This is a genomic window from uncultured Dysosmobacter sp., from assembly GCF_947631635.1.
Classification (GTDB): Bacteria; Bacillota; Clostridia; order Oscillospirales; family Oscillospiraceae; genus Oscillibacter.
The window spans coordinates 1-21,998 of the sequence record NZ_CANRMB010000041.1 but is presented as its reverse complement, the minus strand read 5'-3'; the positions used below and the strand labels follow the sequence as shown (position 1 = coordinate 21,998).

Below are 21,998 nucleotides of genomic sequence, written 5' to 3'. Positions count from 1 at the left end.
CTTGCAAAAAGCTAAAACACGGTTATAATGAGAATTGGGGAAAAAATATCCTGTTTTCCCCATACGACATAGGAGGTAGTTCTTTATGGCAAAATTTCAGTTGGCTCCCGGCGAGACGATGATCGGCAGCGGACAGTTGGCGCTTCACCAAAAGCAGTTTCTCAACACAAAGCCCTTCAGCGGCAATATCTATGTTACCAATCAGCGGGCCTGCTTTTATATCAGCATGGTCGGCAGCCCGGAAATGGATCTGCCACTTTCGGAGATCAAGGGCTTTTCCGTGGGGAAAAAGGCTCTGTTTACTGCTGTGACGATCCACAGCCAGGCGGGAGAGAGCTATGTGTTTACTGGATTCCCGGTCAAGAAACTGCAAGACTGGCTGCGGCAGGCCGGCGTTCCGGAGCTGTGAAACAACGAGGGCACATAAATGAAAAAGGACAGCGCCCGATATCTGCTATCCTGCGGAATATCATGTGCGCTGTCCTTGCGTTCTGGCTGATGCTGGCCGCACCCACCGGCTGGCTGTACGATCTGTGGGCTGGTGCAGGGACCGGGCAGGGCCAGCAGCCCGGTGAGGGCGTTCGACAGCTCCAGCGGCAGGAGGATGTGCGATCTTTCTTTTACGCGCAGACCCCGGCAACGGCGGCAGGCGACAATCTGGTAGCCTGCCCACTGGCGCGTCTGCGGGATGTGGAGCAAGCGGGAACGCATGATCACAGGAGTTACGGCACAAAAATGGCGGCATATATCTCCGAATACATGTCTGCCGACTATCCCCTCTCGTCTTGTCAAAGGATGTTCCAGGGGCTTGTGGGCGGATTTTATAACCGCTACTATCTGACGGAACTGGAGGACAGCTCGTATCTCTGCGTGTACTTTGACGACTATCTGACGCTGATGGGTGCAGACGAATACCCCACCGGCTATGTCCGCTACACTACCACCGAGGAACGCCGGATGCTGAACCAGATGTCAGAGGACTATGGTGTTGATACCGTCTACGTGCTGGATATGTACCGGCATGGGAAAGTCAGTTGGACGCTTGATATTCTGCTCCGACTTGCGGTACTGTTCATTGTGGGAATGGTGATTATAACGGTTCGGGGTGTGCGGAAAAGGCGAAAAGTGGAATAGATTGGCGCAAGCTGTTTTGATATAGTCAATTAACTTGAAAAATCGCACACGATTTTTCAAGCGGGCGATGCCCGCTGTGCGGAAAGCGCACAGTGATTGACTATGAAATTCAAATCAAGGCCGCGGCCCGCGGCCTGTCACAGCGCACATGCGTTGTGACACTTGAAAAGTGAATTGATCACTTTTCAAGTTATTTGATGATAAAACACTCCCGGCGCTAATGGGTGGAGGTCTAAAGCAAAAGAGAGAGGCATCGCCTCTCTCTTTTTTTGCTCAAAATTCGTAATCCACCGCCACCCGGTCCTCCCGGATGGACTTGCACAGGGCGGAGACCGCCTTGTGCCGGGGATCGTTTTTATACTGTTCCAGCGCTTCCAGACTCTCAAATTCGCTGACCAGCACCGCGTCATAGTTGCCCGCGCCCACATTGACCGCCGCCTCGCTGCGCAGCAGCTGGGGGATCACGCCCTGCAGGCTCCGCAGGCCCTTTAGAAATTCAGCCTGCTCCGCCTCTGTGCCGGGGCGGAATTTCCACATGACGATATGGCGGATCATGCTTTGTCCCCCTCCAAATGGAGCTTGTTCCGGCAGTAGGACTCCGCCGTGTACAGCGCGGCGGCGGGATTGTGGCCCAGGACCCGGTCCTTTGTCACCAGCGTGGTGGTCGTGGCGGCGGAGTACTTGTAGAACAGGCTGTCGTGTCCCACGCACAGGCCCACCACGATGTTCAGCTCCGTCCCGGCCTCCTCCAACATCTTGGCCTGGAGAATGGGATTGCACATGTTGCAGCCCACCGCATTGCACTTCTCATCGATGCCCACATCCACTTTCGGCACCGCGCCCGCCTTGCAGGCGATGCCAAAGACCTCAAATCCATTGTCCCGCAGGATGCGGGCCAGGGTCCGGGTCTCCCGGATCAGGCCCACGCAGGTGGCGATCCCCAGCTTGCGGTAGCCCATCCGCCGGGCGAACTCCATGATCTCCCGCACCCGGGGCCACTGGCAGTAGCCCTCGTATTCCACCTCAGCCGCCGCGGACATGATCCGGCGGTTCTCCGGCTTCTCATACTCCGCCATGGCCGCCGCCTTGACCTCCGGCGGCATGTGCGTGGTCACACAGAACGCCGGGTACTCCCCTCCTGGGCGGCGGCATCCGGTGAGGCCGCAGTCCGCGCAGGAATGCTCAAACGTGCTCATACCATCCACCTCGCTCAGCGGGCGTTATAGGCCTGGATGCCCAGTCCCAGCAGCTCCACCGCCCGGGTCAGGTCCTCCGGGGCCGTCACATAGGCGATGCGGGCCTTGTTGCGGCCCAGCTCCGGATCGCTGTAAAAGCCCTCGCCGGGGGCGAACATGACAGTCTCGCCGTGGTCCTCAAACTCCTCCAGCAGGAAGAACTGCAGCTTCTCCGCGTTGTCCACCGGCAGCGTCACCATCAGGTAGAAGGCGCCCTCCGGGCAGGTGAATTCCACGCCGGGGACCTTGGAAAGGGCGGTCACAAGAGCGTCGCGGCGGCGCTGGTACTCCTCCCGCACGGCGGTGTAATAGGACTCATCCAGCGTGTTGTACAGGGCGGCGGCGCCGATCTGGTCCAGCGTGGCGGCGCACAGGCGGCCCTGGGCCAGCTTCATGGCCTCGCCCATCAGCTCCTTGTTCCGGGAGATGATCGCGCCCACACGGGTGCCTGTGGCGGAGAACCGCTTGGACACGGAGTCGATGATGACGATGTTCTCCGCAGCGCTTTCGATCTCCAGCATGGTGGACATCTTGCCGGTATAGACGATCTCGCGGTACACCTCGTCGCTGACCAGGAAGAGGTCATGCTCTCTGGCGATGTCCGCCATCACCTGCATCTCCTCCCGGGAGAGGACCACGCCGGTGGGGTTGCCGGGGTTGGTCATGAGGATGGCCCGGGTGTGCTCGTTGATCAGGGGCTCGATCTTCTCCCGGCTGGCGAAGCGGTAGCCCCCCTCCGCCGTGGTGGGGATGGGGCGGATCCTGCCGCCGGTAATGTTGACGAAGGTGGTGTAGTTGGGGTAGAAGGGCTCCGGCACCAGAACCTCGTCGCCCTCCTCCAGGATGCAGGACATGACGATCTCCAGCGCCTCACTGCCGCCGAAGGTGGTCAAAATATCGTCATTGGCGATGGTGCAGCCCATGCGGGTGTAGTACTCCCGGACGGCGTCCACATAGACCTCCACGCCGGGGGCGGGCGCATACTCGATCACCTTCTCGCTGAAATTGGCGATGGCGTCAAAAAAGGCCTTGGGCGTCTCAATGTCGGGCTGGCCGATATTCAGGTGGCGGACCTTCAGGCCCTTTGCCACCGCCGCCATCTCATAGGGGTAAAATTTCCGAACGGGTGACAGCTCACACCGCTTGATCTTGCTGGAAAGTTTCATAACAACATACCTCCTGGATCTGTTCGATCTGAATTTTACGATGTATGGGACGTGTGGCGGGTCGGCAGATTCTGCCGCCCGCAGCAGGAGCCATAGAAAAACGCCCCTGACAGTTGTCAGGGGCGAAAAACATTCCACGGTACCACCCTGATCTGTCCCCTGGCGGGGACATCTCATGTCATCCGGTAACGGGGATGGGCCGTTCCGCTCCTCGCGGACCGCTCCAAAGTGGCTTGCTTTGCGGCGTGGGCTGAGGGCTTGCACCGATCCCCTCTCGCTGAGAGCCTGTTTCACAGAGCTGGCTTTGTCATCGCTTTTCTCTTTTTTGTATTATACGGGTTTCCATCGATTTGTCAACCCCGGTATGCCAAATTCTCATATCTCTTCTTCCGGGGGCAGACAACTTTCATCACCGCCGTCTGCTCCGCCGTCCATCTGCATCTCCTGCCACTGGGCGCGGGTGATCAGCAGCTGCCGGGGCTTGGAGCCCTCAAAGGGACCCACGATGCCCCGCTCCTCCATCTGGTCCACCAGGCGGGCGGCCCGGGAGTAGCCCAGCTTCAGGCGGCGCTGGAGCATGGACACGGAGGCCTGTCCGGTCTCCAGGACCACATCTACGGCGGCGGGCAGCAGCTCGTCGCCCTCGTCGTCTGAGGGTTCCGCGGCTGTGCTCTTGGCGCCGCCGCCCTTCTCCTTCTCCTGCATGGACTCCTCGATCTTGGCGATGACCTCGTCGGAGTACTGCGCCTCGCCACTCCGCTTGACGAAGGCCACCACTTCCTCGATCTCCTCCGGTGTGATGAAGCAACCCTGGACACGGATCTTGGACTCGCCCAGGGGGGCGTACAGCATGTCGCCCCTGCCCACCAGCTTGTCCGCACCGGTGGTGTCCAGAATGATGCGGGATTCCAGGGAGGACGCCACGGCAAACGCGATGCGGCTGGGGATGTTGGCCTTCATCAGGCCGGTGATGACGTCGGCGGAGGGCCGCTGGGTGGCGATGACCAAATGCATTCCGGCGGCACGGCCCATCTGGGCCACCCGGCAGATGGATTCCTCCACCTCCTTGGCCGCCACCAGCATCAGGTCCGCCAGCTCGTCGATGACCACCACCACGGAGGGCAGCGTCTCCATCCCCTCGGTGGCCTGGGCCAGCTTGTTGTACTCCTCCAGCTTCTTCACACCGCACTCGGAGAAGGTCTTGTACCGCTTCATCATCTCGAACACCGCCCACTGCAGAGCGCCGGCGGCCTTCTTCGGGTCCGTCACCACCGGGATCAGCAGGTGGGGGATGCCGTTGTAAGGAGCCAGCTCCACCATCTTGGGGTCCACCATGATGAAGCGCACCTCGTCCGGCGTGGACTTGTACAGCAGGGAGATGATCAGGGAGTTCGTGCACACGGACTTACCGGAGCCGGTGGTGCCCGCGATCAGGACATGGGGCAGCTTTTCGATGTTGCCCACGATGTTCCGGCCGCTGATATCCCGTCCTACGGCAAAGGCCGTCCGGGACTTGTGGTCTGTAAACTCCCGGGACTCGATCACGTCCCGGATCAGCACCGGCGTCACCTGCTTGTTGGGCACCTCGATGCCCACCACGGAGCTTTTATCCGGGATGGGCGCGATACGGACGCCGGTGGCGCCCAGCGCCAGGGCGATGTCGTCCGCCAGGTTGGTGACCTTGGAGAGCTTCACGCCCTGCTCCAGGATGAACTCATACCGGGTGACGGAGGGGCCGTGGACCACATCCCCCGGAGTGGCGTCCACGCCGAAGCTGGTCAATGTCTCCGCCAGACGGCGGGAGTTGTTCCGCAGTTCGGCGCCGGCCTCCACATGGTTCCCCCCGCCGTTCTCATGCAGCAGGGTGATGGGCGGGAATTGATAGGCATCCCCCTCCGCCGCCAGCTTCTCCTCGATCTCCGCCGTGACGGCGGCGGTCTGCGCCGCCACCTCTCTGGCGGTGGTGAGCTTCTCCTTTCGGGCGGATGCCGCCGGTTCGGGCTGGACGGTCTCCGGCTCCGGCTGGGCCGGAACGGGCGGCTCCGGACAGGCCGCTGCCTCCGCAGGCTGGCGTGCCGGAATCGCCGGGGTCCTCTTCGTCTCCTCTGCGGGCTTTGCCGCCTCTTTCTCAGACAGCACCTGGTCCGGCGTTTTCTGCTGGTCGGATTTATGCCGGAAGAAGCTGGTGAAACGGCCCGGCTCCTTCTGCACAGGCTCCACCGCCTCCGCAGGCCCTTCGTCCAACGGGAAGTCGATCTGGGGCTTTGGCTTTTCCTCGGTGCGGTGCCTGGGCATCTCCAACGGGGTAAGGCGGATGGCCGGATGCTCCGGCTCCGGTTCCTCCTCGTACTGGGGGCGCTCCCGGTGCTTTTCGATGAGCGCGCCCACCGTCAGCCGCAGGGCCACCATCAGCAGCACCACGAACAGCACTGTGAACAGGATCAAAGAGACCAGCTGGGAAAACACCGCCGCGGAACCGATGGCAAGGGTCCCGGAGACAGCGCCGCCGGAGGCCATCTCATTGCCGGAGACCCACAGCTTTGCCAAAATCCCCAGGGAGGATTCATACGCCTCCTCCCGAAGCATCATGTGCAGGATCTGTCCCAGGGTGCCGAACAGCACCGGCAGCAGCAGGGCGCAGGTCACCCGCAGCTGGACGGGGCGGCCGTGGTGGAACAGCAGGATCAGCGCCGCCAGCAGCAGAGCCGGGCCTGCCAGCCAGTAGCCATAGCCGAACAGCCCTTTCAGCAGCACCGCGAACCAATCGATAAAAATGGCGCTGACCTGGAAGTAGCTGACAAAGACGCACAGCGTCAGCGCCAGCAGTACAATGCCCCCCACCTCCCGGCGGACGGGCCGCTTCTGGGGCTGCTGCGGTTTTTTTGCGCGGCTGGAAGCACTCTTGCCGCTCTTCTTTGCAGTTGTTGCAGATTTCTTTTGTGTCGCGGAAGCCACGATAAGTCCCTCCAAAGGTTATTTCTGAATGACTGTCAGGACCAGGGTCAGCACACCCACAATCCAGCAGTAGTAGGCGAAGAAGCCGAACTTGGTTCCCCACAAAATCCCTGATTTTGCGGGGGCCCCTTTTTCTTGCACTCAAATGGCCAAGCAAAGCCCGCCCATTTCAAGATCCCGCCTCCGGCGGGATGCTTGACGCCGCTTCCGCGGCGGACGCGCGCCGCGCGTCCAAGCAAGTTCTTTACTTCTGAATGACCATTAGGACCAGGGTCAGCACACCCACGATCCAGCAGTAGTAGGCGAAGAAGCCGAACTTGGTTCCCCACAAAATCCCTGATTTTGCGGGGGCCCCTTTTTCTTGCACTCAAATGGCAAGCAAAGCCCGCCCATTTCAAGATCCCGCCTCCGGCGGGATGCTTGACGCCGCTTCCGCAGCGGACGCGCGCCGCGCGTCCAGGCAAGTTCTTTACTTCTGAATGACCGTCAGGACCAGGGTCAGCACACCCACGATCCAGCAGTAGTAGGCGAAGAAGCCGAACTTGCCTTTGTCCGCGATCATCTTCAGCATCCGGATGCAGGCGTAGCCCACCACGGCGGACACCGCCACGCCCACCAGATAGACGGGCACGTCTGCCCAGATGACGGTCTCCATGGCGTCCTTCAGGCTCAAAATATTGGCGCCCAGGATGGCGGGGATGGACATCAGGAAGGAGTAACGCACGGCAAACCGCCGGTCAAACCCCACAAAGCACCCGGCGGTGATGGTGGTGCCGGAGCGGGAGATGCCCGGACAGGTGGCGACGGCCTGGCCGATGCCCACCAGCAGCACATCCCGCATGGTGGCGCTTTTCTCTGTCTTGCGGCCCTTTTTCACCCGGTCGCTGGCAAACAGCAGGCAGCCCGTGACCAGCAGGGCGCCCGCCACAAAGTACATGTTGTCCCCCAGTCCTGCCACCAGGTCTTTCACCGGCAGCACCACAAACAGCGGCAGCGTACCCACGATGATCAGCAGGATCAGACGGCGGGGCGGCGGCAGCGGCGTGTGGAATGTATGGCGCTTCACATCCCGGATGCTCAGGAAGAACTCCACCACCATGCTCCGGATGTCCTCCCAATAGGCCACGAACACCGCCACCAGCGTGCCCAGGTGCAGCAGTACGTCGAAAAACTCCGGCACCTCCGACGCGCCGGACATGCCCAGAAGATGCTCCGCGATGGCCAGGTGGCCGGAGCTGGAGACCGGCAGGAACTCTGTGACGCCCTGGATCACGCCCAGCAGAATAGATGACAGCAGCGACAAAATGCTCACGCTCCTAAATCAGTTGAGACTCATATGGAAATAGTATAACACGGACAAGCCGCAAATTCCAGTCATATTTGTGCGGTCTTCTCTCTAAGATCACACGCGCCTCCGAGATCCGTGGTCTGCCGTGTCTTGAAAGATCCCCGCCTGCATGTTATAATCAATTCACTTTTCAAGCGTCACAGCGCATGTGCGCTGTGGCAGGCATCGCCCGCTTGAATGATCCCATGCGGTCTTTCAAGTGAATGGACGATAAGATGTGGTCAGTTCCTCAAATCAAAATGGGAGGTAGTCACAGCATGCACACCAAAAACGTCAAAAGAATTGCAATTCTTCTCATCTTGGCAGTGATTTGTGCATGCGCGGGCTATCACTTCTCCTATCCCATTGAGTTGGACCGGGCCACGCTTCCGGCACACATTCAAGACTTCTATAACCGGGGACACAGCGCAGCGTCCCCTCCCGCGGTCATACTGTATGACGGCGTCAGCATCGGAAGAAAGGAATATGCGCTTATCGAGATCGGAGAAGATCTGGATTTGGGGAGTGTGACGCTGGAAAGAGGACTGACCGGGCGATATAAGATCACCCGTCTGGGCTATGGCGGCGGCAGTTTTTTAGACGGCATCGTGGAAAGCGGCGGAAAAAAATACCTTCTGTTCGGCGGCCGGGATATCACCTCCCAGATCTCCAAAATCACGGTCCGGATCGATGGCCTGACCTACGAGCTATATACCGGGGGCGCAAAGGACCACTTTCTGCTTTACACGGAGATCGACAGCCGTGTGGAGGACAGCCACGTGAACAGAGACTACATCCATTTCTATAACGAAAGCGGAGCGGATATTACAGAGTGCTACAACTTGAGCGGCGGAGGCATTCAGTGACCCTCCCCCAGCCGGCATACCGGAACTGAGCGGGCAGTCTCGTTTTGAGACTGCCCCTGTTTCTTTTGCCATAGGGCGTCTGCTATGCACACAGATAAAACCATGGAATACTGCTTTCATCTTCCATAATAGAAGGTCCTGCCGGAATTTTTCGGGTCTCCCGGAAAACAGCAGGGACCGCCTGCGGCGGTCCCTGCCTGAGATCACGGCCTTATTCCCCGCCCAGCGCCCCAAGGGCGGCTCTCGCGGCGGCCTGCTCGGCCTCCTTTTTGCTGTGGCCGGAGCCGGTGCCCAGCGCTTCGCCGTTCAGCAGCACCTCCGCCACAAAGGTCTTGGCGTGGTCCGGTCCCTCCTCGCCCACCATCTGGTAGGTCAGCACCTGGTCCGCCTGACGCTGGACCAGCTCCTGAAGGGCGGTCTTGTAGTCCCGGCGGCGCTCCTCCACCACTTCCTCCTTCTCGGCGTCCAGCAGGACGCGGTGGATCAGCGCCGACGCGGCGGCAATGCCGCCGTCCAGATAGACGGCCGCGAACACCGCCTCGGTGGCGTCCGCCAGGATGGAGATCCGCTCCCGGCCGCCGCCGGCCTCCTCGCCCCGGCCCAGCTTCAAATACCGGCCCAGGTCCAGCTTCTGCGCCACCTCGTACAGGCTCTGCTCACACACCAGCGCCGCCCGGATGCGGGTCAGATCCCCCTCCGGCAGGTCCGGGTGCTGCACGAACAGGAATTCCGCCGTCACAAAGCCCAGCACGGAGTCCCCCAGAAACTCCAGGCGCTCGTTGCTGTTGAGGTGGGCGGAGCGGTGCTCGTTGGCATAGGAGCTGTGGCTCAGCGCCTCGCTGAGCAGAGCGGGGTCCCGGAAGGTGTAATTCAGTTTTTTCTCCAGTTCCTGCATAACGGTCCCCTCCAAAAGGAAACCCCGCGCTTGCGCGGGGCGGTCCTTTATTACTTATTCAGCTTGCCCGCGATGTAGTTGACCGCGTCGCCCACAGTCTTCAGGCTGTTGAGCTCATCCTCCTGGATCTCGCCCACGCCGAAGCCCTCTTCCATGGCCATGACCAACTCCACCAGGTCCACGGAATCGGCGCCCAAGTCCTCTTCAAAGTTGGTATCCATCGTCACCTCGACAGGCTCCATAGCAAACTGCTCGGCGACCAGTTCTCTCATTGTTTGAAAAATTTCTTCGTTTGACATGCTGTTCACTCCTCAAGGAATTATGGATTGCTATCCGCTGAGGCAATCATACGGCATGGGGTGCGCTGGTGTCAATAGGAAATCAAATATTTTCCTCCGAAGGCTTTTTTTCCATGGGGGACTTGACCCGCATGTACTCGATATTTGCCTCGACGTCCTGGATAAAGCCGCTCTCCGCATACTCCTTGGCCCGCAGGACGGCGTTGCAGATGGCCCTGGCATCGGAGGAGCCGTGGGCCTTGATAACGGGCTTGGAGATGCCCAGGAAGGCCGTGCCGCCGATCTCGCTGGGGTCCAGCAGCTTTTTCATATCCGACAGGTCGTTCTTCACCAGTCCCGCCGCCAACTTGGTCTTGGCGCTGGAGAGGAACATCTTTTTCAATTCCTTCAGCAGGAACTTGCCCACGCCCTCCATGCTCTTGAGCATGATATTGCCGCTGAAGCCGTCCGCCACGATGACGTCGGCGCCGCCCAGCATGGCGTCGTTGGCCTCAATGTTGCCGGTGAAGTGGATGCGGCCCGCGGCGTCCGCCTCTTTCAGAAGCTCGTAAGCGCCGTGCCGCAGCTCGTCGCCCTTCTCCTCCTCCGCGCCGATGTTCAGCAGGGCCACCCGGGGCGTTTCCACGCCCATGACCCGCTTGGCGTAATAATTGCCCAGATACGCGAATTGGAGCAGATACTCCGGCGTGCACTCGGCGTTGGCGCCGCAGTCGCACAGAATCGCCCTGCCGCCCGCCGTGGGGATGACAGGCCCCATAGCGGCCCGGCGGACGCCCCGGATGCGCTTGACCAACAGGGTAGCTCCCGCCAGCAGGGCGCCGGTGGACCCGGCGGAGACGAACGCGTCCCCCTCCCCCGCCTTCAGCATGTTCATGCCCACGGTCAGGGAGGAGTTCTTCTTCACCTTGAAAGCCGTGGCGGGATCGTCGGCGATCTCCACCACCTCGCTGGCGTCCTTGATCTCCACACCGGCGGGCAGATTCTTCTCGCCGCAGGCCTCCACGGCCCGCAGGACCTCCGCCATCCGGCCCACCAGGATGATGTCCACCCCGTGGAGTTTGTGGGCCTCCAGGGCGCCCTGGACGATGGCCTGAGGGGCGTTGTCGCCGCCCATGGCGTCTACGATGATCTTCATTCACACACCTCCGCTTTCAGTTGCTCGATGATGGCAAGGGACCGCTGGGACAGTTCAGCATTCTTGTTCCGCTTGCCCTTGACCCGGTGGTCCAGGGGCGGCATGATGCCGAAGTTCACATTCATGGGCTGGAACGTCACCACAGACTGGTTGGAGATGTACAGGCCCAAGGCGCCGATGGCCGTCTCCTGGGGGAAATCGACGGGGGGCTTGCCCAGCAGCCGCCGGGCGGTCTCCACACCCACCAGGAAGCCGCTGGCGGCGGACTCCACATACCCCTCCACGCCGGTCATCTGTCCGGCAAAGGAGATGCGGGGCTGGGCCTTCAGCCGGTAATAGCGGTCCAGCAGCCTGGGGGAGTTCAAAAACGTGTTGCGGTGCATCACGCCGTAGCGCAGGAACTCCGCGTTGCGGAGGGCGGGGATCATGGAGAACACCCGCCGCTGCTCCGGGAATTTCAAATGGGTCTGAAAGCCCACCAGGTTGTATACAGTGCCGTCGGCGTTGTCCCGCCGCAGCTGCACCACGGCATAGGGCTCTCTCCCGGTCCGGGGGTCCTTCAACCCCCTGGGCTTCAGCGGACCGTAGCACAAGGTATCGTGGCCGCGGCGGGCCATGACCTCCACGGGCATGCAGCCCTCGAAGACCTTCTTATCCTCAAAGCCGTGGACCTCCGCCTCCTGGGCGGTAGTCAAGGCCTGCCAAAAGGCGTCGTACTCCTCCTCGTTCATAGGGCAGTTGACATAATCCGCTGTCCCCTTGTCGTAGCGGGAGCCGAACCAGGCCTTTTCCATATCCACGCTGTCGGCGGAGACCAGGGGGGCTGCCGCGTCGTAGAAATGGAGGGCGGTGTCCTCCCCCAGCAGCTCCTGGAGCCTGTCGGCCAAAGCGTCGGAGGTCAGGGGGCCGGAGGCGATGACCACCTCCCCCTCCGGGATCTCCGTTACCTCGCCGGGGACCACAGTGATACGGGGATGGGACTTGATCCGCTCCGTCACCAGGGCGGCAAAGCCATGGCGGTCCACCGCCAGAGCTCCGCCCGCCTCCACGCGGGTGGCGTCGGCGCAGGAGAGGATCAGGGAATCCAGGCGGCGCAGCTCCTCCTTCAAAAGGCCCACGGCGTTTTCCAGCTGGTCGCTGCGCAGGGAGTTGGAGCAGCACAGCTCCGCAAAGTGTTCTGTTACATGGGCGGGGGTCTTTTTTTCCGGCTTCATCTCCCGGAGCGTCACATCGATGCCCCGCTGGGCCAGCTGCCAGGCGCATTCGCTGCCGGCGAGGCCCGCGCCGATCACTGTTACATTCATAGGCTTGTCCTTCTGTTTTGATTTTGCGAAATGGGGCCGCCCACGGGGCGGGGACGGGGGATGTGCCGCTTTGCGGCACGGGAATGAACCCCCATTTTCTTTTCGGTTGCGCCGAAAAGAAAACGGCCGTTCACGGTCAAAAGAAAAGGCGCTTTGGTGTCCACAGTTGGCCCCTAGGGCCAACTGTGGACGAGACGTGGGGTCCCAGAAAGAGACCGATGGAGGTCGATGTAAGATTCAGCGTTGGGCGCGGGCATGGTTTTGCTGAATCTTTTGGCTTTTAGCCACGCGAACCGGAATTGCGGGAACGGGCAAAGATTGAAAGGATCAGCTTCTCTTTCCGCGCTCCCCGCTTCGCTTAGCGCTGCTTGGGCAGTTGCGGTAGTGTGCTTGGGATGATCTGCTTCACGGTATAAAGCCAGGCAACGGCGGCAGGGCTAGGATGAAAGCCTGTCACCGACACACCCAGGTTTTCAAATACGGTGGCACCGTTTTAAACTCATGCCCAGTCCGGTACCCTCGTCGGCGGCCAATGTAACCGCCCGGGTAGTGTGCAGCGAAACGGAACACACGGGGCCAGTGGTAAAAGCCTTTCGATGACCACCCCGAATCCGCACCCACGCCCCCAACCTGCGGCGGCGCAGTTCTAAACCCGAACCAAGTCCGGCGCACATCGTTAATGCTAATGTAACCGCCCGGGTAGTGTGTAGCGAAGCGGAACACACGGGGCCAGTGGTAAAAGCCTTCCGTCGACCACCCCGAATTTGCACCCAAGCCCCCAAATGCGGCGGCGCAGTTCTAAATTCGTACCCGGTATAGCGCACCCGGCAGAAGATTTCCGGACCTGGTGGCACATCTAACCACCAACTCCCGTCCGTCCACACTTGGCCCAATGGGCCAACTGTGGACACAAAAAGCGCTTTTCTCTTCCACCGTGCACGGCGCATTCTCTTTTGGCAAGACAAAAGAGAATGGGGGGTGCATTCCCAGCGCGGGCAAAGCCCGTGCGTCCGTCCCCGGCCCGTGGCCGGAAGCTCTCCGTCCCGCGCCCGCGGCGCGAAGCCCCCGTCCCGCCCGCAGGCGGAACGAACCACTCTCACCGCTGGTCCGAGCGCCCCAACAGATAATCCGTGGTCACATCGAAAAAATCCGCCAACTTTATCAAATTAGGAACCTCTGGGTAATGAGTTCCGGATTCATAGTACTGATATGCCCGTAATTTGATTCCCAGCAATTCAGCCATATCTATCTGCTTCTGCTTTTTTTCCTTTCGCAGTTCTTTTACACGTTGTGCAAACTTTTCCATATCCACCTCTTGACATGCATTTTAAATGCATATATAATTTATGCAACTAAAATGCGTAAGGAGCTGATTTTATGACCGACCTCATGCAGGCAATCTACAAACACATTGAAGAAAACTGCTTCCGGGAATACCTTCCCCGGGAGTACTACTGGCACTACCAGCGTGTGCTGGAAGCAACAGATGAAGCGCTCCATAACAGTCTCTCCGAGGAGCAATGGGACCTTTTTGAAACCTACATGGATACCAAAGTCACCTGTTACGCCATGGAACAGGAAGCCCTGTTTCAGGCCGTATTCGCGGCCGCCCGCGAGCTGTCTTAATCCTCTGCCTTTGCTGCCTTCTTTGCGGCGGGCTTCTTCGCCGCCGTCTTTTTAGCGGCAGGCTTGGCAGCTGCCGTCTTTTTGGCCGCAGCAGTCTTTTTGGCGGGCTTCTCCTCCGTAGCGGGAGCATTCTTCTCCTCCGCCGCGGCGGTTTTTTTCGGATAGCCCCGCTTCTCCTCCGGCAGGAAGTTGGAGCAGGCCGGGTTGATGCAGAAGGGCTTCTTAAAGCCCTTGCCCGCCTTCTTGAACATGGTCTGGCCGCACACCGGACAATCGTCCTTCACCGGCACGTCCCAGCTCATGAAGTCGCACTTCTTGGACTCGTCCTTGCTGTTCGTGTACTCACAGCAGTAGTACGTGTACTGCTTGTTGGTCTTTTTGCTGGTGCCGGTGCGCTTCATCAGCCGTCCGCCGCACTTGGGGCAGCGGCCCGGCATCTCCACCACCAGGGGCATGGTGAACGTGCAGTCCGGATAGCCCGGGCAGGCCAGGAACCGGCCGAAGCGGCCGGATTTTACCACCAGGTTCCGCCCGCACTCGGGGCAGATCTCCTCGCTGACCTCATCGGGCACCTTGATGCGGGTGCCGTCCAGGTCCTTCTCCGCCTGCTTGAGGTTCTTGTCAAAATCGCCGTAGAAGTCCCGCAGAACGCCCTTCCAGGGGGTGTTTCCCTCCTCCACGGCGTCCAGCTTCTGCTCCATGTTGGCGGTGAATTTCAGGTCCGCGATGTCGGTGAATTTGTCCTTCATCAGGTCCGTCACCACCCGGCCCAGGTTGGTGATGCGCAGATATTTGCCCTCCTTGATGACATACTCCCGGTCCAGGATGGTGGACACGGTGGGCGCGTAGGTGGAGGGGCGGCCGATGCCCTGCTCCTCCATGGCGCGGATCAGGGTGGCGTCGGTGTAGTGGGCCGGGGGCTGGGTGAAGTGCTGGTCCTTGGAGAAATCCTTCAAAGTCAGCGTCTCCCCCTCCTGCAGGGCGGGCAGGGGGGATTCCTTTTCCTCCTTCTCCTCGTCCCTGCCCTCCTCATACACGGCGGTGTAGCCGGAGAATTTCAGGCTGGAGGAGCTGGCGCGGAAGTCATGTTTCCCGGCGGCGATCTCCACCGCCACGCTGTCGTACACGGCGTTGGCCATCTGGCAGGCCACAAAGCGGCTCCAGACCAGCCGGTACAGACGGTACTGCTCGCCGGTCAGGTCCTTTTTCACCATCTCCGGCGTCAGGTTCACATTGCTGGGGCGGATGGCCTCATGGCCGTCTTGGGCGTTGGCCTTGGTCTTATAGCGGTGGGGCTGGGCGGGGTAATACGCCTCGCCGTAGCGCCCCAGGATAAACGCCTTGGCGGCGGCAATGGCCTCCTCGCTGATGCGCAGGGAGTCGGTACGCATGTAGGTGATCAGGCCCACGGAGCCCTCGCCCTCGATATCCACGCCCTCATAGAGCTGCTGGGCGATGGCCATGGTCCGCCGGGGCGTCATGGACAGCTTGCGGGACGCCTCCTGCTGCATGGTGGAGGTGGTGAAGGGCGGCGAGGGACTGCGCTGTTTGTCCGCCCGCTTCACGGACTTGACGGTGAACGCCTGGTTCTCCGTCTCCCGGACCACGGCGTCCACGGCCTCCGCAGACTTCAACTCCGCCTTTTTGCCGCCCTTCCCGTGATACCGGGCGGCGAAGGGGATCTTCTTCATGTCGCTTCCCAGGAGGTTGGCGTCCAGGGTCCAGTACTCCTCCGGCTGGAAGGCCTCGATCTCCCGCTCCCGGTCGTCCACCATGCGGGTGGCCACGGACTGGACCCGACCCGCGGACAGGCCCCGGCGGATCTTCTTCCACAGCAGGGGGCTCAGCTCATAGCCCACCAGACGGTCCAGGATGCGGCGGGCCTGCTGGGCGTCCACCAGGTCCTGGTCGATCTCCCGGGGCCTCTGGATGCTCTCCTGCACCACCTTCTTGGTGATCTCATTGAATGTGACCCGTCTGGCTTTCTCGTCCGGCAGGTCCAGCAGATGCTTCAAATGCCAGGAGATGGCCTCGCCCTCACGGTCCGGGTCGGTGGCAAGGTAGACGGTGTCCGCCGCCTTGGCGGACTTTTTCAGGTCGCTGATGATGTCCTCCTTGCCCTTGATGGGCTTGTAGACCGGCTCGAAGTCGTTCTCCACATCCACACCCAGGGTGCTCTTGGGCAGGTCCCGCAAGTGGCCCATGCAGGCCTTGACCTCAAAGTCCTTACCCAGATATTTGCCGATGGTTTTGGCCTTCGCGGGAGATTCCACGATGACCAGGCTGTGTTTTGCCATACATACCTCCATGCGCCCGGTCCGGGCGCAAATTTATTCTGTCAAGGTCACAGCGCGGGTATAGTGTTTTCCGCTGTGCTGCTGGACCAGATTCTCGATCTCCAGGACCGTCAGCGCCGACAGCACCCGCCGGGTGGGGATGCCGGTCAGCTCGATCAGATCGTCCACCTGCTGGGGCTCGTCCGTCAGCGTCCGCAGCAATGCGATCTGGTCGTCGGTCAGGCTCAGGTCATTTTTGGACAGGCTCAGAGACGGCGGCACCGGCTTCGGCTCCGTCTTCTGCCGGGCCTGGTAGCCCAGCGTCAGCGGAAGCTTCCGGGCCTCCTCACAGCGCAGCTTGTCCGGGAAGCGGGCCTCATATTCCCTCAGGATGTCCCAGGCATCCGACACCAGGCCGGCGCCGTCCCGGATGAGGCGGTTGCAGCCCAGGCTGGTGGGTGCGTCGATGGGGCCGGGGACGGCGAACACCTCCCTGCCCTGTTCCAGCGCCGTCTCGGCGGTGATCAGCGCGCCGCTGCGCGCAGGCGCCTCCACCACCAGCGTGGCGAGAGACAGGCCGGACAGGATGCGGTTCCGCGCCGGAAAATGGCTCTTTGCCGCTTCCGCGCCGGGCGGATATTCCGACAGCAGCACCCCTGCAGCGGCCACGTCCTCATAGAGATACCGGCTCTCGTAGGGATAGTGGACGTCCAGGCCGTTGCCCACCACGCCCACGGTGACGCCTCCGGCCCGGAGCGCGCCCCGTGTGGCCGCGGCGTCGATGCCCCTGGCCAATCCGCTGACCACGATGCCGCCGCCCTTTGTCAAACCGTAGCCCAGCTTTTCCGCGCAGGCCACGCCGTAGGGCGTGCAGTCCCGGGTGCCCACCACGGCCACCGCCGCCTCCTCGTCAAAGGCGGGCAGGCGACCCTTCACATACAGCAGGCAGGGCGGGTCGTAAATATTCTTCAGACGGCCGGGGTATTCCGCGTCCTGGATGGTCAGGATGCGCAGACCCAGCCGCTGGCAGTCCGCCAGGACCCTGTCGGCCGCATCCAGTTTGTGGTTCTCCAGCAATGCGGCCTGTTCCCGGGTGATGCCCTCTGTCAGCAAAATTTCCCCGGCATCGGCGTAAAACACGTCCTCCGGGGTCCCAAAATGGCGCAGCAGCGCCAGCCGCGTCTGGTTGCTCAGGCCCTTCAGTCCTGTCAGCCAGATCCAAAATTTCAATGCCGACATGGCGCCGCCTCCCTCTTTAATCGTTTCTGGCCGCTTCCCACAGCAGGACACTGGCGGCGATGGCCGCGTTCAGGGATTCACAGTGCCCGCTCATGGGGATCAGGACCGTCTGCCCGCAGGCCGCCAGCAGTTCCCGGGAAAGGCCCTTTCCCTCGCTGCCGATGGCGATGGCGCAGCGGCTGTAATCCACAGTCCGGGCGTCCACGGTGTCGGCCCGGAGGGCGGCGCCGTACAGCGGCAGCCCCGAGGCCGCCAGCAGCTCCCGCAGTTCCTCCACGCCGCAGGACCACACCGGACAGCGGAACACCGCGCCCATGGTGGCCCGGACGGTCTTGGGGTTATAGAGGTCGGCGCAGGCGTTCACCAGCAGCACGCCGTCGGCGTGGAACGCGTCGGCGGTGCGGAGGATGGTGCCCACATTGCCGGGGTCCTGCACGCCGTCCAGAACCACATAGCGGGTTCCATCCAGGCGGTCCGGCAGCGTCCGGTCCGGCATCCCGCAGACAGACAAAACGCCCTGGGGCGTCTCCGCCGGGGAGATGGACTTCATCACATCGCCGGGGACCTGGACCAGGCGCACCCCCGCCGGGATGGGCGGGAGCGGTGCCTTCTCCGTACAGACCACGGTGTGGAGGTCGCCGCGCCACAGCAGGGCCTCCTCCAGCAGCTTCGGACTGTCGCAGAGGAATTCGCCGGACTTCCGGCGGTAGGAAACGGAGGCCGCCAGCTTGCGGAGATGGGTACACAGCGGGTTTGTCCGGCTGGTGATGGTCTCCATGGCTGGTGCCTCCTTTCTTCTGCCTGCCGGGGCAGGCGGGGGTTCACGGCTTTGCCGTGGGGGGGGATGAACCCCCATTTTCTTTTCGGTTGCGCCGAAAAGAAAACGGCCGTTCACGGTCAAAAGAAAAGGCGCTTTTGGTGTCCAACTTTGCCCCTTTGGGGTAAAGTTGGACGGACGGGAGTTGGTGGTTAGAGGTGCCACCAAGTCCCGGGAATCTTCTGCCGGGTGCGCTATACCGGGTACGGGGGTAGGAGTGCGTGCCCGCATTTGGGGGCGTGGGTACGGGGTTGGGGTGGTCGATTAAAGGCTTTACCACTAGCCCCGTGTGTTCCGCTTCGCTACACACCACCTGGGCGGTCAAATCGGCCTCCGGCGGGTGCGCTGGACTGTGTACGAAGGCAGAAGTGCGTGCCCGCACTTGGGGGCTTGGGTGCGAATTCGGGAGTGGTCGCTAAAAGACTCTCAGCAACAAGCCCGTGTGTTCCACTTTGCTGCACACTACCTGGGCACTCAAATCGGCCTCTGGCGGGTGCGCTGGGCTGTGTACTATGGTAGAAGTGCGTACCCGCATTTGGAGGCGTGGGTGCTGGGTTGGGGTGGTCGATGAAAGGCTTTCAGCAACAAGTCCCGTGTGTTCCGCTTTGCTGCACTCTACCTGGGCAGTCAAATCGGCATTGGTGAGGTGAACCGCACTTGGTACAGATTTAAAACTGCACCGCCGCAGGCATTTTCGCGAGGAATCAAAGAGCGGCAGCGAAAGAAGTCGCTGGTCCTTTCAGTCTTTGCCCGATCCCGCAATTCCCATTCGCGTGGCGCAAGGCCAAAAGATTCAGCAAGACTGTGCCCGCGCCCAACGCAGAATCCAGCCTCGACCACCAACGGTCTCTTTCTGGGCCCCCACGTCTCGTCCACAGTTGGCCCGATGGGCCAACTGTGGACACAAAAGCGTTTTTCTTTTGGACCGTGCACGGCCCGTTTTCTTTGGCGCAACCAAAGAAAATGGGGGGTGCATCTCCCGCGTACCTGTCAGGTACGGCTGTCGGACCGGCCCACAAGATAATCCAGCGTCACGCCGAAATAATCCGCAAGGGCGATAAGACCCTTGACATCCGGATAGTTTTGTCCGGCCTCATAACATTGGTATCCGCGCACACTGATGCCCAGATATTCCGCCATCTCTTTTTGATAAACTCTGCGGCTGTTTCGCAGTTCACGTAGCCTTTGCGCAAAAATTTTCATACTTCCCTCTTGACACACAGTTATATTTCATGTATATACGAAATATAACTGTTTATAAGGAGTTGATTTTTATGACAGAAGCCCAGCAGATCCTATTTGACTACATCATAGAGGACCAAACCCGCCAGCTCCTGCCCGCCAAATACTTTTGGCACTATTCCCGCGTGCTGGACCAGCAGGAGGAACGTCTTCTGGAAACCATGACGGACCAACAAAAGGCTCTCTTTGAAGCGTATCAGGCGGCCGCGGACAATATGCACGAACAGGAACAGCAGGCCCTCTTCCGGGCCACATGGGCCATGGCCCATGAACTGCTCTGCCCTTAGTCCAGGGGCTTCATGGTGGGGAACAGGATGACCTCCCGAATGGTATCGGAATTGGTCAGCATCATGACCGTGCGGTCGATGCCCATGCCCATGCCGCCCGTGGGAGGCATACCGTATTCCAGGGCGTTGAGGAAATCCTCGTCCAGCATCTCCGTCTCGTCGTCGCCCCGCTCCCGCTGTTCCACCTGCTTCTCAAAGCGGCGGCGCTGGTCGATGGGGTCGTTCAGCTCGGAATAGGCGTTGGCCAGCTCGCTGTGGCAGACGAACAGCTCGAACCGCTCGGTGAGCCGGGGGTCCGCCGGAGAGCGCTTGGTCAGGGGAGAGACCTCCACGGGATACATGGTGATGAAGGTGGGCTGGATGAGCTTCTCCTCCACCCTCTGGTCAAAGCAGGCGTACAGGGCGTTGCCCCAGGTCTTTTCGGCGGCTTCCGCCAGCTCCACGCCCACGGCCTTGGCGGCAGCCACGGCCTCGGCATCGTCGGAGATGGCGCCGAAGTCGATCCCCACGTACTCCTTCACCGCGTCCACCATGGTCAGGCGGCGCCAGCCGGGGGTCAGGTCAATCTTCTCGCCCTGCCACTCCACCTCATAGGTGCCCAGGATCTTCTGGGCCGCGCCGGAGATGATGCCCTCCGCCACGTCCATCATGCCGTGGAAATCGGTGTAGGCCTGGTACAGCTCCACCGTGGTGAATTCGGGGTTGTGCTTGGGGTCCATGCCCTCATTGCGGAAAATGCGGCCGATCTCATACACCCGGTCCATGCCGCCCACGATCAGCCGCTTCAAGGGCAGCTCTGTGGCGATGCGCATGTACATGTCGATGTCCAGGGTGTTGTGGTGGGTGATGAAGGGCCGTGCGGCGGCGCCGCCGGCGATGGTGTTCAGCACCGGGGTCTCCACCTCGATGTAGCCCTGGCCGTCCAGATACTCCCGCATGAACTTGATGAACTGGGAGCGGATGATGAAGTTCCGCTTTACCTCGGGGTTCACCATCAGGTCCACGTACCGCTGGCGGAAGCGCAGCTCCTTGTCCTGGAGGCCGTGGAATTTCTCCGGCAGGGGCAGCAGGGCCTTGGAGAGCAGGGTGATGTTCTTGGCCCGGACGCTCATCTCGCCCCGCTGGGTGCGGAATACCTCGCCGTCCACGCCCACGATATCGCCGATATCATACTTCTTGAACTTCTTGTAGACCGCCTCGTCCATCTCGTCCTGGCGGGCATAGAGCTGGATGCGGCCGTCCCGGTCCTGGAGGTCGCAGAAGCTGACCTTGCCCATGCCGCGCTTGCTCATGAGGCGGCCCACCACCTTGACGGCCTTGCCCTCCATGGCGTCGAAGTTGTCCTTGATCTGCTGGGAGGTGGCGTCCCAGTCAAAGCGGGTCTGCTGGAAGGGGTCCTGCCCCTCGGCCTGAAGGGCGGCCAGCTTCTCCCGGCGGACCTTGGTCTGCTGGCTCAGGTCCTGCTCGGGCTGGACCTGCTGCTGATTCTTCTGTTCAGACATGTTCGTTTCTCCTTACCGCTCGATCTTCTGCACGGTGTACGCCTTGGTGCCGTTGGGGGCCTCCACCTCGGCGGTGTCCCCCTCCTTTTTGCCCAGCAGCGCCTTGCCGAAGGGGGATTCCTCAGAGATGATGCGGTGCATGGGGTCCGCCTCCTGGGAGCCCACGATCTTGAAGGTAAAGGAGACTTTGCTGTCCTCCGCGCTGACCACGGTCACCGTACAGCCGATGGTCACCTCGTTGGTGGGCACGTTGGTGTCATCCACGATCACCACATGCTGCAGCACTTCCTCCAGCTCGGCAATGCGGGAGTACAGCTTGCCCTGCTCGTTCTTGGCCTCGTCGTATTCGCTGTTCTCGGACAGGTCGCCGAAGCCGCGGGCCACCTTGATCTGCTCAGCCACCTCATCGGAGCGGGTGGTCTTGAGATAGTTCAATTCCTCCTGGAGTTCCTGGGCGCGGGCCGCACTCATTTTGTATTCTTTTTCCATATTTGCAGTTTCCTTTCTCGTATCTTTTGATCAGAAAATCAGTTGGATCTCTCTGCATATACTTATTCTATAATATCATAGGGTAATATTATAGAGGCTGGTTTTCAGAATGTCAAGGGGCGGAGCTTTCCGGGGAGTGTCCAAACACGCAGTTAAAGGAAGTCAAAGAGAGAAAATGGCACAGCAATCCCTGGATGTTTGGAG

At 61.0% G+C, this 21,998-nt stretch carries 21 protein-coding genes; 5 read left to right on the top strand and 16 right to left on the bottom strand.

From position 1 onward, the window contains the following. The first annotated feature begins 85 nt into the window (after positions 1-85). Complete coding sequence (locus tag Q0Z71_RS15930) at positions 86-409, top strand: GRAM domain-containing protein (RefSeq protein ID WP_298024885.1); 324 nt, start codon at positions 86-88, stop codon at positions 407-409. 62 nt (positions 410-471) lie between these two features. Further along, a complete protein-coding gene (locus Q0Z71_RS15925; protein WP_298024883.1) occupies positions 472-1,134 on the top strand; it encodes a hypothetical protein in 663 nt (220 codons plus the stop codon). Between the two features lie 273 nt (positions 1,135-1,407). Here Q0Z71_RS15925 and Q0Z71_RS15920 read toward each other — a convergent pair whose 3' ends face one another. The 5 genes from Q0Z71_RS15920 to Q0Z71_RS15900 all read right to left on the bottom strand — a co-directional run bounded on the left by Q0Z71_RS15920 (position 1,408) and on the right by Q0Z71_RS15900 (position 7,802). Further along, positions 1,408-1,689: a Dabb family protein gene (locus tag Q0Z71_RS15920; protein ID WP_298024881.1), complete on the bottom strand. Its 282-nt coding sequence runs from the start codon at positions 1,687-1,689 to the stop codon at positions 1,408-1,410. Then, complete coding sequence (locus Q0Z71_RS15915) at positions 1,686-2,330, bottom strand: DUF1847 domain-containing protein (RefSeq protein WP_298024879.1); 645 nt, start codon at positions 2,328-2,330, stop codon at positions 1,686-1,688. The genes Q0Z71_RS15920 and Q0Z71_RS15915 overlap by 4 nt, the downstream gene beginning before the upstream one ends. Positions 2,331-2,344: 14 nt before the next feature. Further along, complete coding sequence (locus Q0Z71_RS15910; protein ID WP_298024878.1) at positions 2,345-3,535, bottom strand: pyridoxal phosphate-dependent aminotransferase; 1,191 nt, start codon at positions 3,533-3,535, stop codon at positions 2,345-2,347. Positions 3,536-3,910: 375 nt separating this feature from the next. Then, positions 3,911-6,490 (bottom strand): DNA translocase FtsK, encoded by a 2,580-nt coding sequence (locus tag Q0Z71_RS15905; protein ID WP_298024876.1) that lies wholly within the window; start codon positions 6,488-6,490, stop codon positions 3,911-3,913. Between the two features lie 469 nt (positions 6,491-6,959). Continuing rightward, complete coding sequence (locus Q0Z71_RS15900; RefSeq protein WP_298024874.1) at positions 6,960-7,802, bottom strand: undecaprenyl-diphosphate phosphatase; 843 nt, start codon at positions 7,800-7,802, stop codon at positions 6,960-6,962. Between the two features lie 293 nt (positions 7,803-8,095). On the opposite strand from Q0Z71_RS15900, the gene Q0Z71_RS15895 reads away from it, so the two are divergent. Continuing rightward, positions 8,096-8,683: a hypothetical protein gene (locus Q0Z71_RS15895; RefSeq protein ID WP_298024872.1), complete on the top strand. Its 588-nt coding sequence runs from the start codon at positions 8,096-8,098 to the stop codon at positions 8,681-8,683. A 211-nt stretch (positions 8,684-8,894) separates the two neighbouring features. Here Q0Z71_RS15895 and rnc read toward each other — a convergent pair whose 3' ends face one another. From rnc to Q0Z71_RS15870, 5 genes are all read right to left on the bottom strand, one after another. Continuing rightward, a complete protein-coding gene (gene rnc / locus Q0Z71_RS15890; RefSeq protein WP_298024870.1) occupies positions 8,895-9,578 on the bottom strand; it encodes a ribonuclease III in 684 nt (227 codons plus the stop codon). Between the two features lie 50 nt (positions 9,579-9,628). Next, on the bottom strand, positions 9,629-9,877 hold the full coding sequence (gene acpP, locus Q0Z71_RS15885; protein ID WP_298024868.1) for an acyl carrier protein: 249 nt from the start codon (positions 9,875-9,877) through the stop codon (positions 9,629-9,631). 82 nt (positions 9,878-9,959) lie between these two features. Continuing rightward, positions 9,960-11,012 (bottom strand): phosphate acyltransferase PlsX, encoded by a 1,053-nt coding sequence (plsX, locus tag Q0Z71_RS15880; protein ID WP_298024866.1) that lies wholly within the window; start codon positions 11,010-11,012, stop codon positions 9,960-9,962. Continuing rightward, positions 11,009-12,316, bottom strand: coding sequence for a methylenetetrahydrofolate--tRNA-(uracil(54)-C(5))-methyltransferase (FADH(2)-oxidizing) TrmFO (trmFO, locus tag Q0Z71_RS15875; RefSeq protein ID WP_298024864.1), 1,308 nt, complete (start codon positions 12,314-12,316; stop codon positions 11,009-11,011). Before trmFO ends, plsX begins: the two co-directional genes overlap by 4 nt. A gap of 1,096 nt (positions 12,317-13,412) precedes the next feature. Next, the gene (locus Q0Z71_RS15870) at positions 13,413-13,622 is read right to left on the bottom strand and encodes a helix-turn-helix domain-containing protein (protein WP_298024860.1); all 210 of its coding nucleotides are present in this window, start codon (positions 13,620-13,622) and stop codon (positions 13,413-13,415) included. A gap of 71 nt (positions 13,623-13,693) precedes the next feature. Between Q0Z71_RS15870 and Q0Z71_RS15865 the strand changes: the two genes are divergently transcribed. Then, positions 13,694-13,942, top strand: a complete 249-nt coding sequence (locus Q0Z71_RS15865) for a hypothetical protein (RefSeq protein WP_298024857.1) — start codon at positions 13,694-13,696, stop codon at positions 13,940-13,942. On the opposite strand, the gene topA is transcribed toward Q0Z71_RS15865, so the two are convergent. The 4 genes from topA to Q0Z71_RS15845 all read right to left on the bottom strand — a co-directional run bounded on the left by topA (position 13,939) and on the right by Q0Z71_RS15845 (position 19,477). Further along, positions 13,939-16,239, bottom strand: coding sequence for a type I DNA topoisomerase (gene topA / locus Q0Z71_RS15860; RefSeq protein ID WP_298024854.1), 2,301 nt, complete (start codon positions 16,237-16,239; stop codon positions 13,939-13,941). The genes Q0Z71_RS15865 and topA overlap by 4 nt on opposite strands. Before the next feature lie 33 nt (positions 16,240-16,272). Then, complete coding sequence (gene dprA, locus Q0Z71_RS15855) at positions 16,273-17,457, bottom strand: DNA-processing protein DprA (RefSeq protein WP_298024851.1); 1,185 nt, start codon at positions 17,455-17,457, stop codon at positions 16,273-16,275. Positions 17,458-17,473: 16 nt separating this feature from the next. Further along, positions 17,474-18,235 carry an RNA methyltransferase gene (locus Q0Z71_RS15850; protein WP_298024848.1) on the bottom strand — a complete coding sequence of 254 codons (762 nt, stop codon included), beginning with the start codon at positions 18,233-18,235 and terminating at the stop codon, positions 17,474-17,476. 1,029 nt (positions 18,236-19,264) lie between these two features. Next, complete coding sequence (locus Q0Z71_RS15845; RefSeq protein WP_298024845.1) at positions 19,265-19,477, bottom strand: helix-turn-helix domain-containing protein; 213 nt, start codon at positions 19,475-19,477, stop codon at positions 19,265-19,267. 71 nt (positions 19,478-19,548) lie between these two features. On the opposite strand from Q0Z71_RS15845, the gene Q0Z71_RS15840 reads away from it, so the two are divergent. Continuing rightward, entirely contained in the window at positions 19,549-19,803 is a 255-nt protein-coding gene (locus Q0Z71_RS15840; protein ID WP_298024842.1) for a hypothetical protein, read from the top strand. Here the strand turns inward: Q0Z71_RS15840 and lysS are convergent. Both lysS and greA read right to left on the bottom strand, forming a co-directional pair. Continuing rightward, positions 19,800-21,305, bottom strand: coding sequence for a lysine--tRNA ligase (lysS, locus tag Q0Z71_RS15835; protein ID WP_298024839.1), 1,506 nt, complete (start codon positions 21,303-21,305; stop codon positions 19,800-19,802). The genes Q0Z71_RS15840 and lysS overlap by 4 nt on opposite strands. Before the next feature lie 12 nt (positions 21,306-21,317). Further along, complete coding sequence (greA, locus tag Q0Z71_RS15830; protein WP_298024837.1) at positions 21,318-21,794, bottom strand: transcription elongation factor GreA; 477 nt, start codon at positions 21,792-21,794, stop codon at positions 21,318-21,320. Positions 21,795-21,998: the final 204 nt, after the last annotated feature.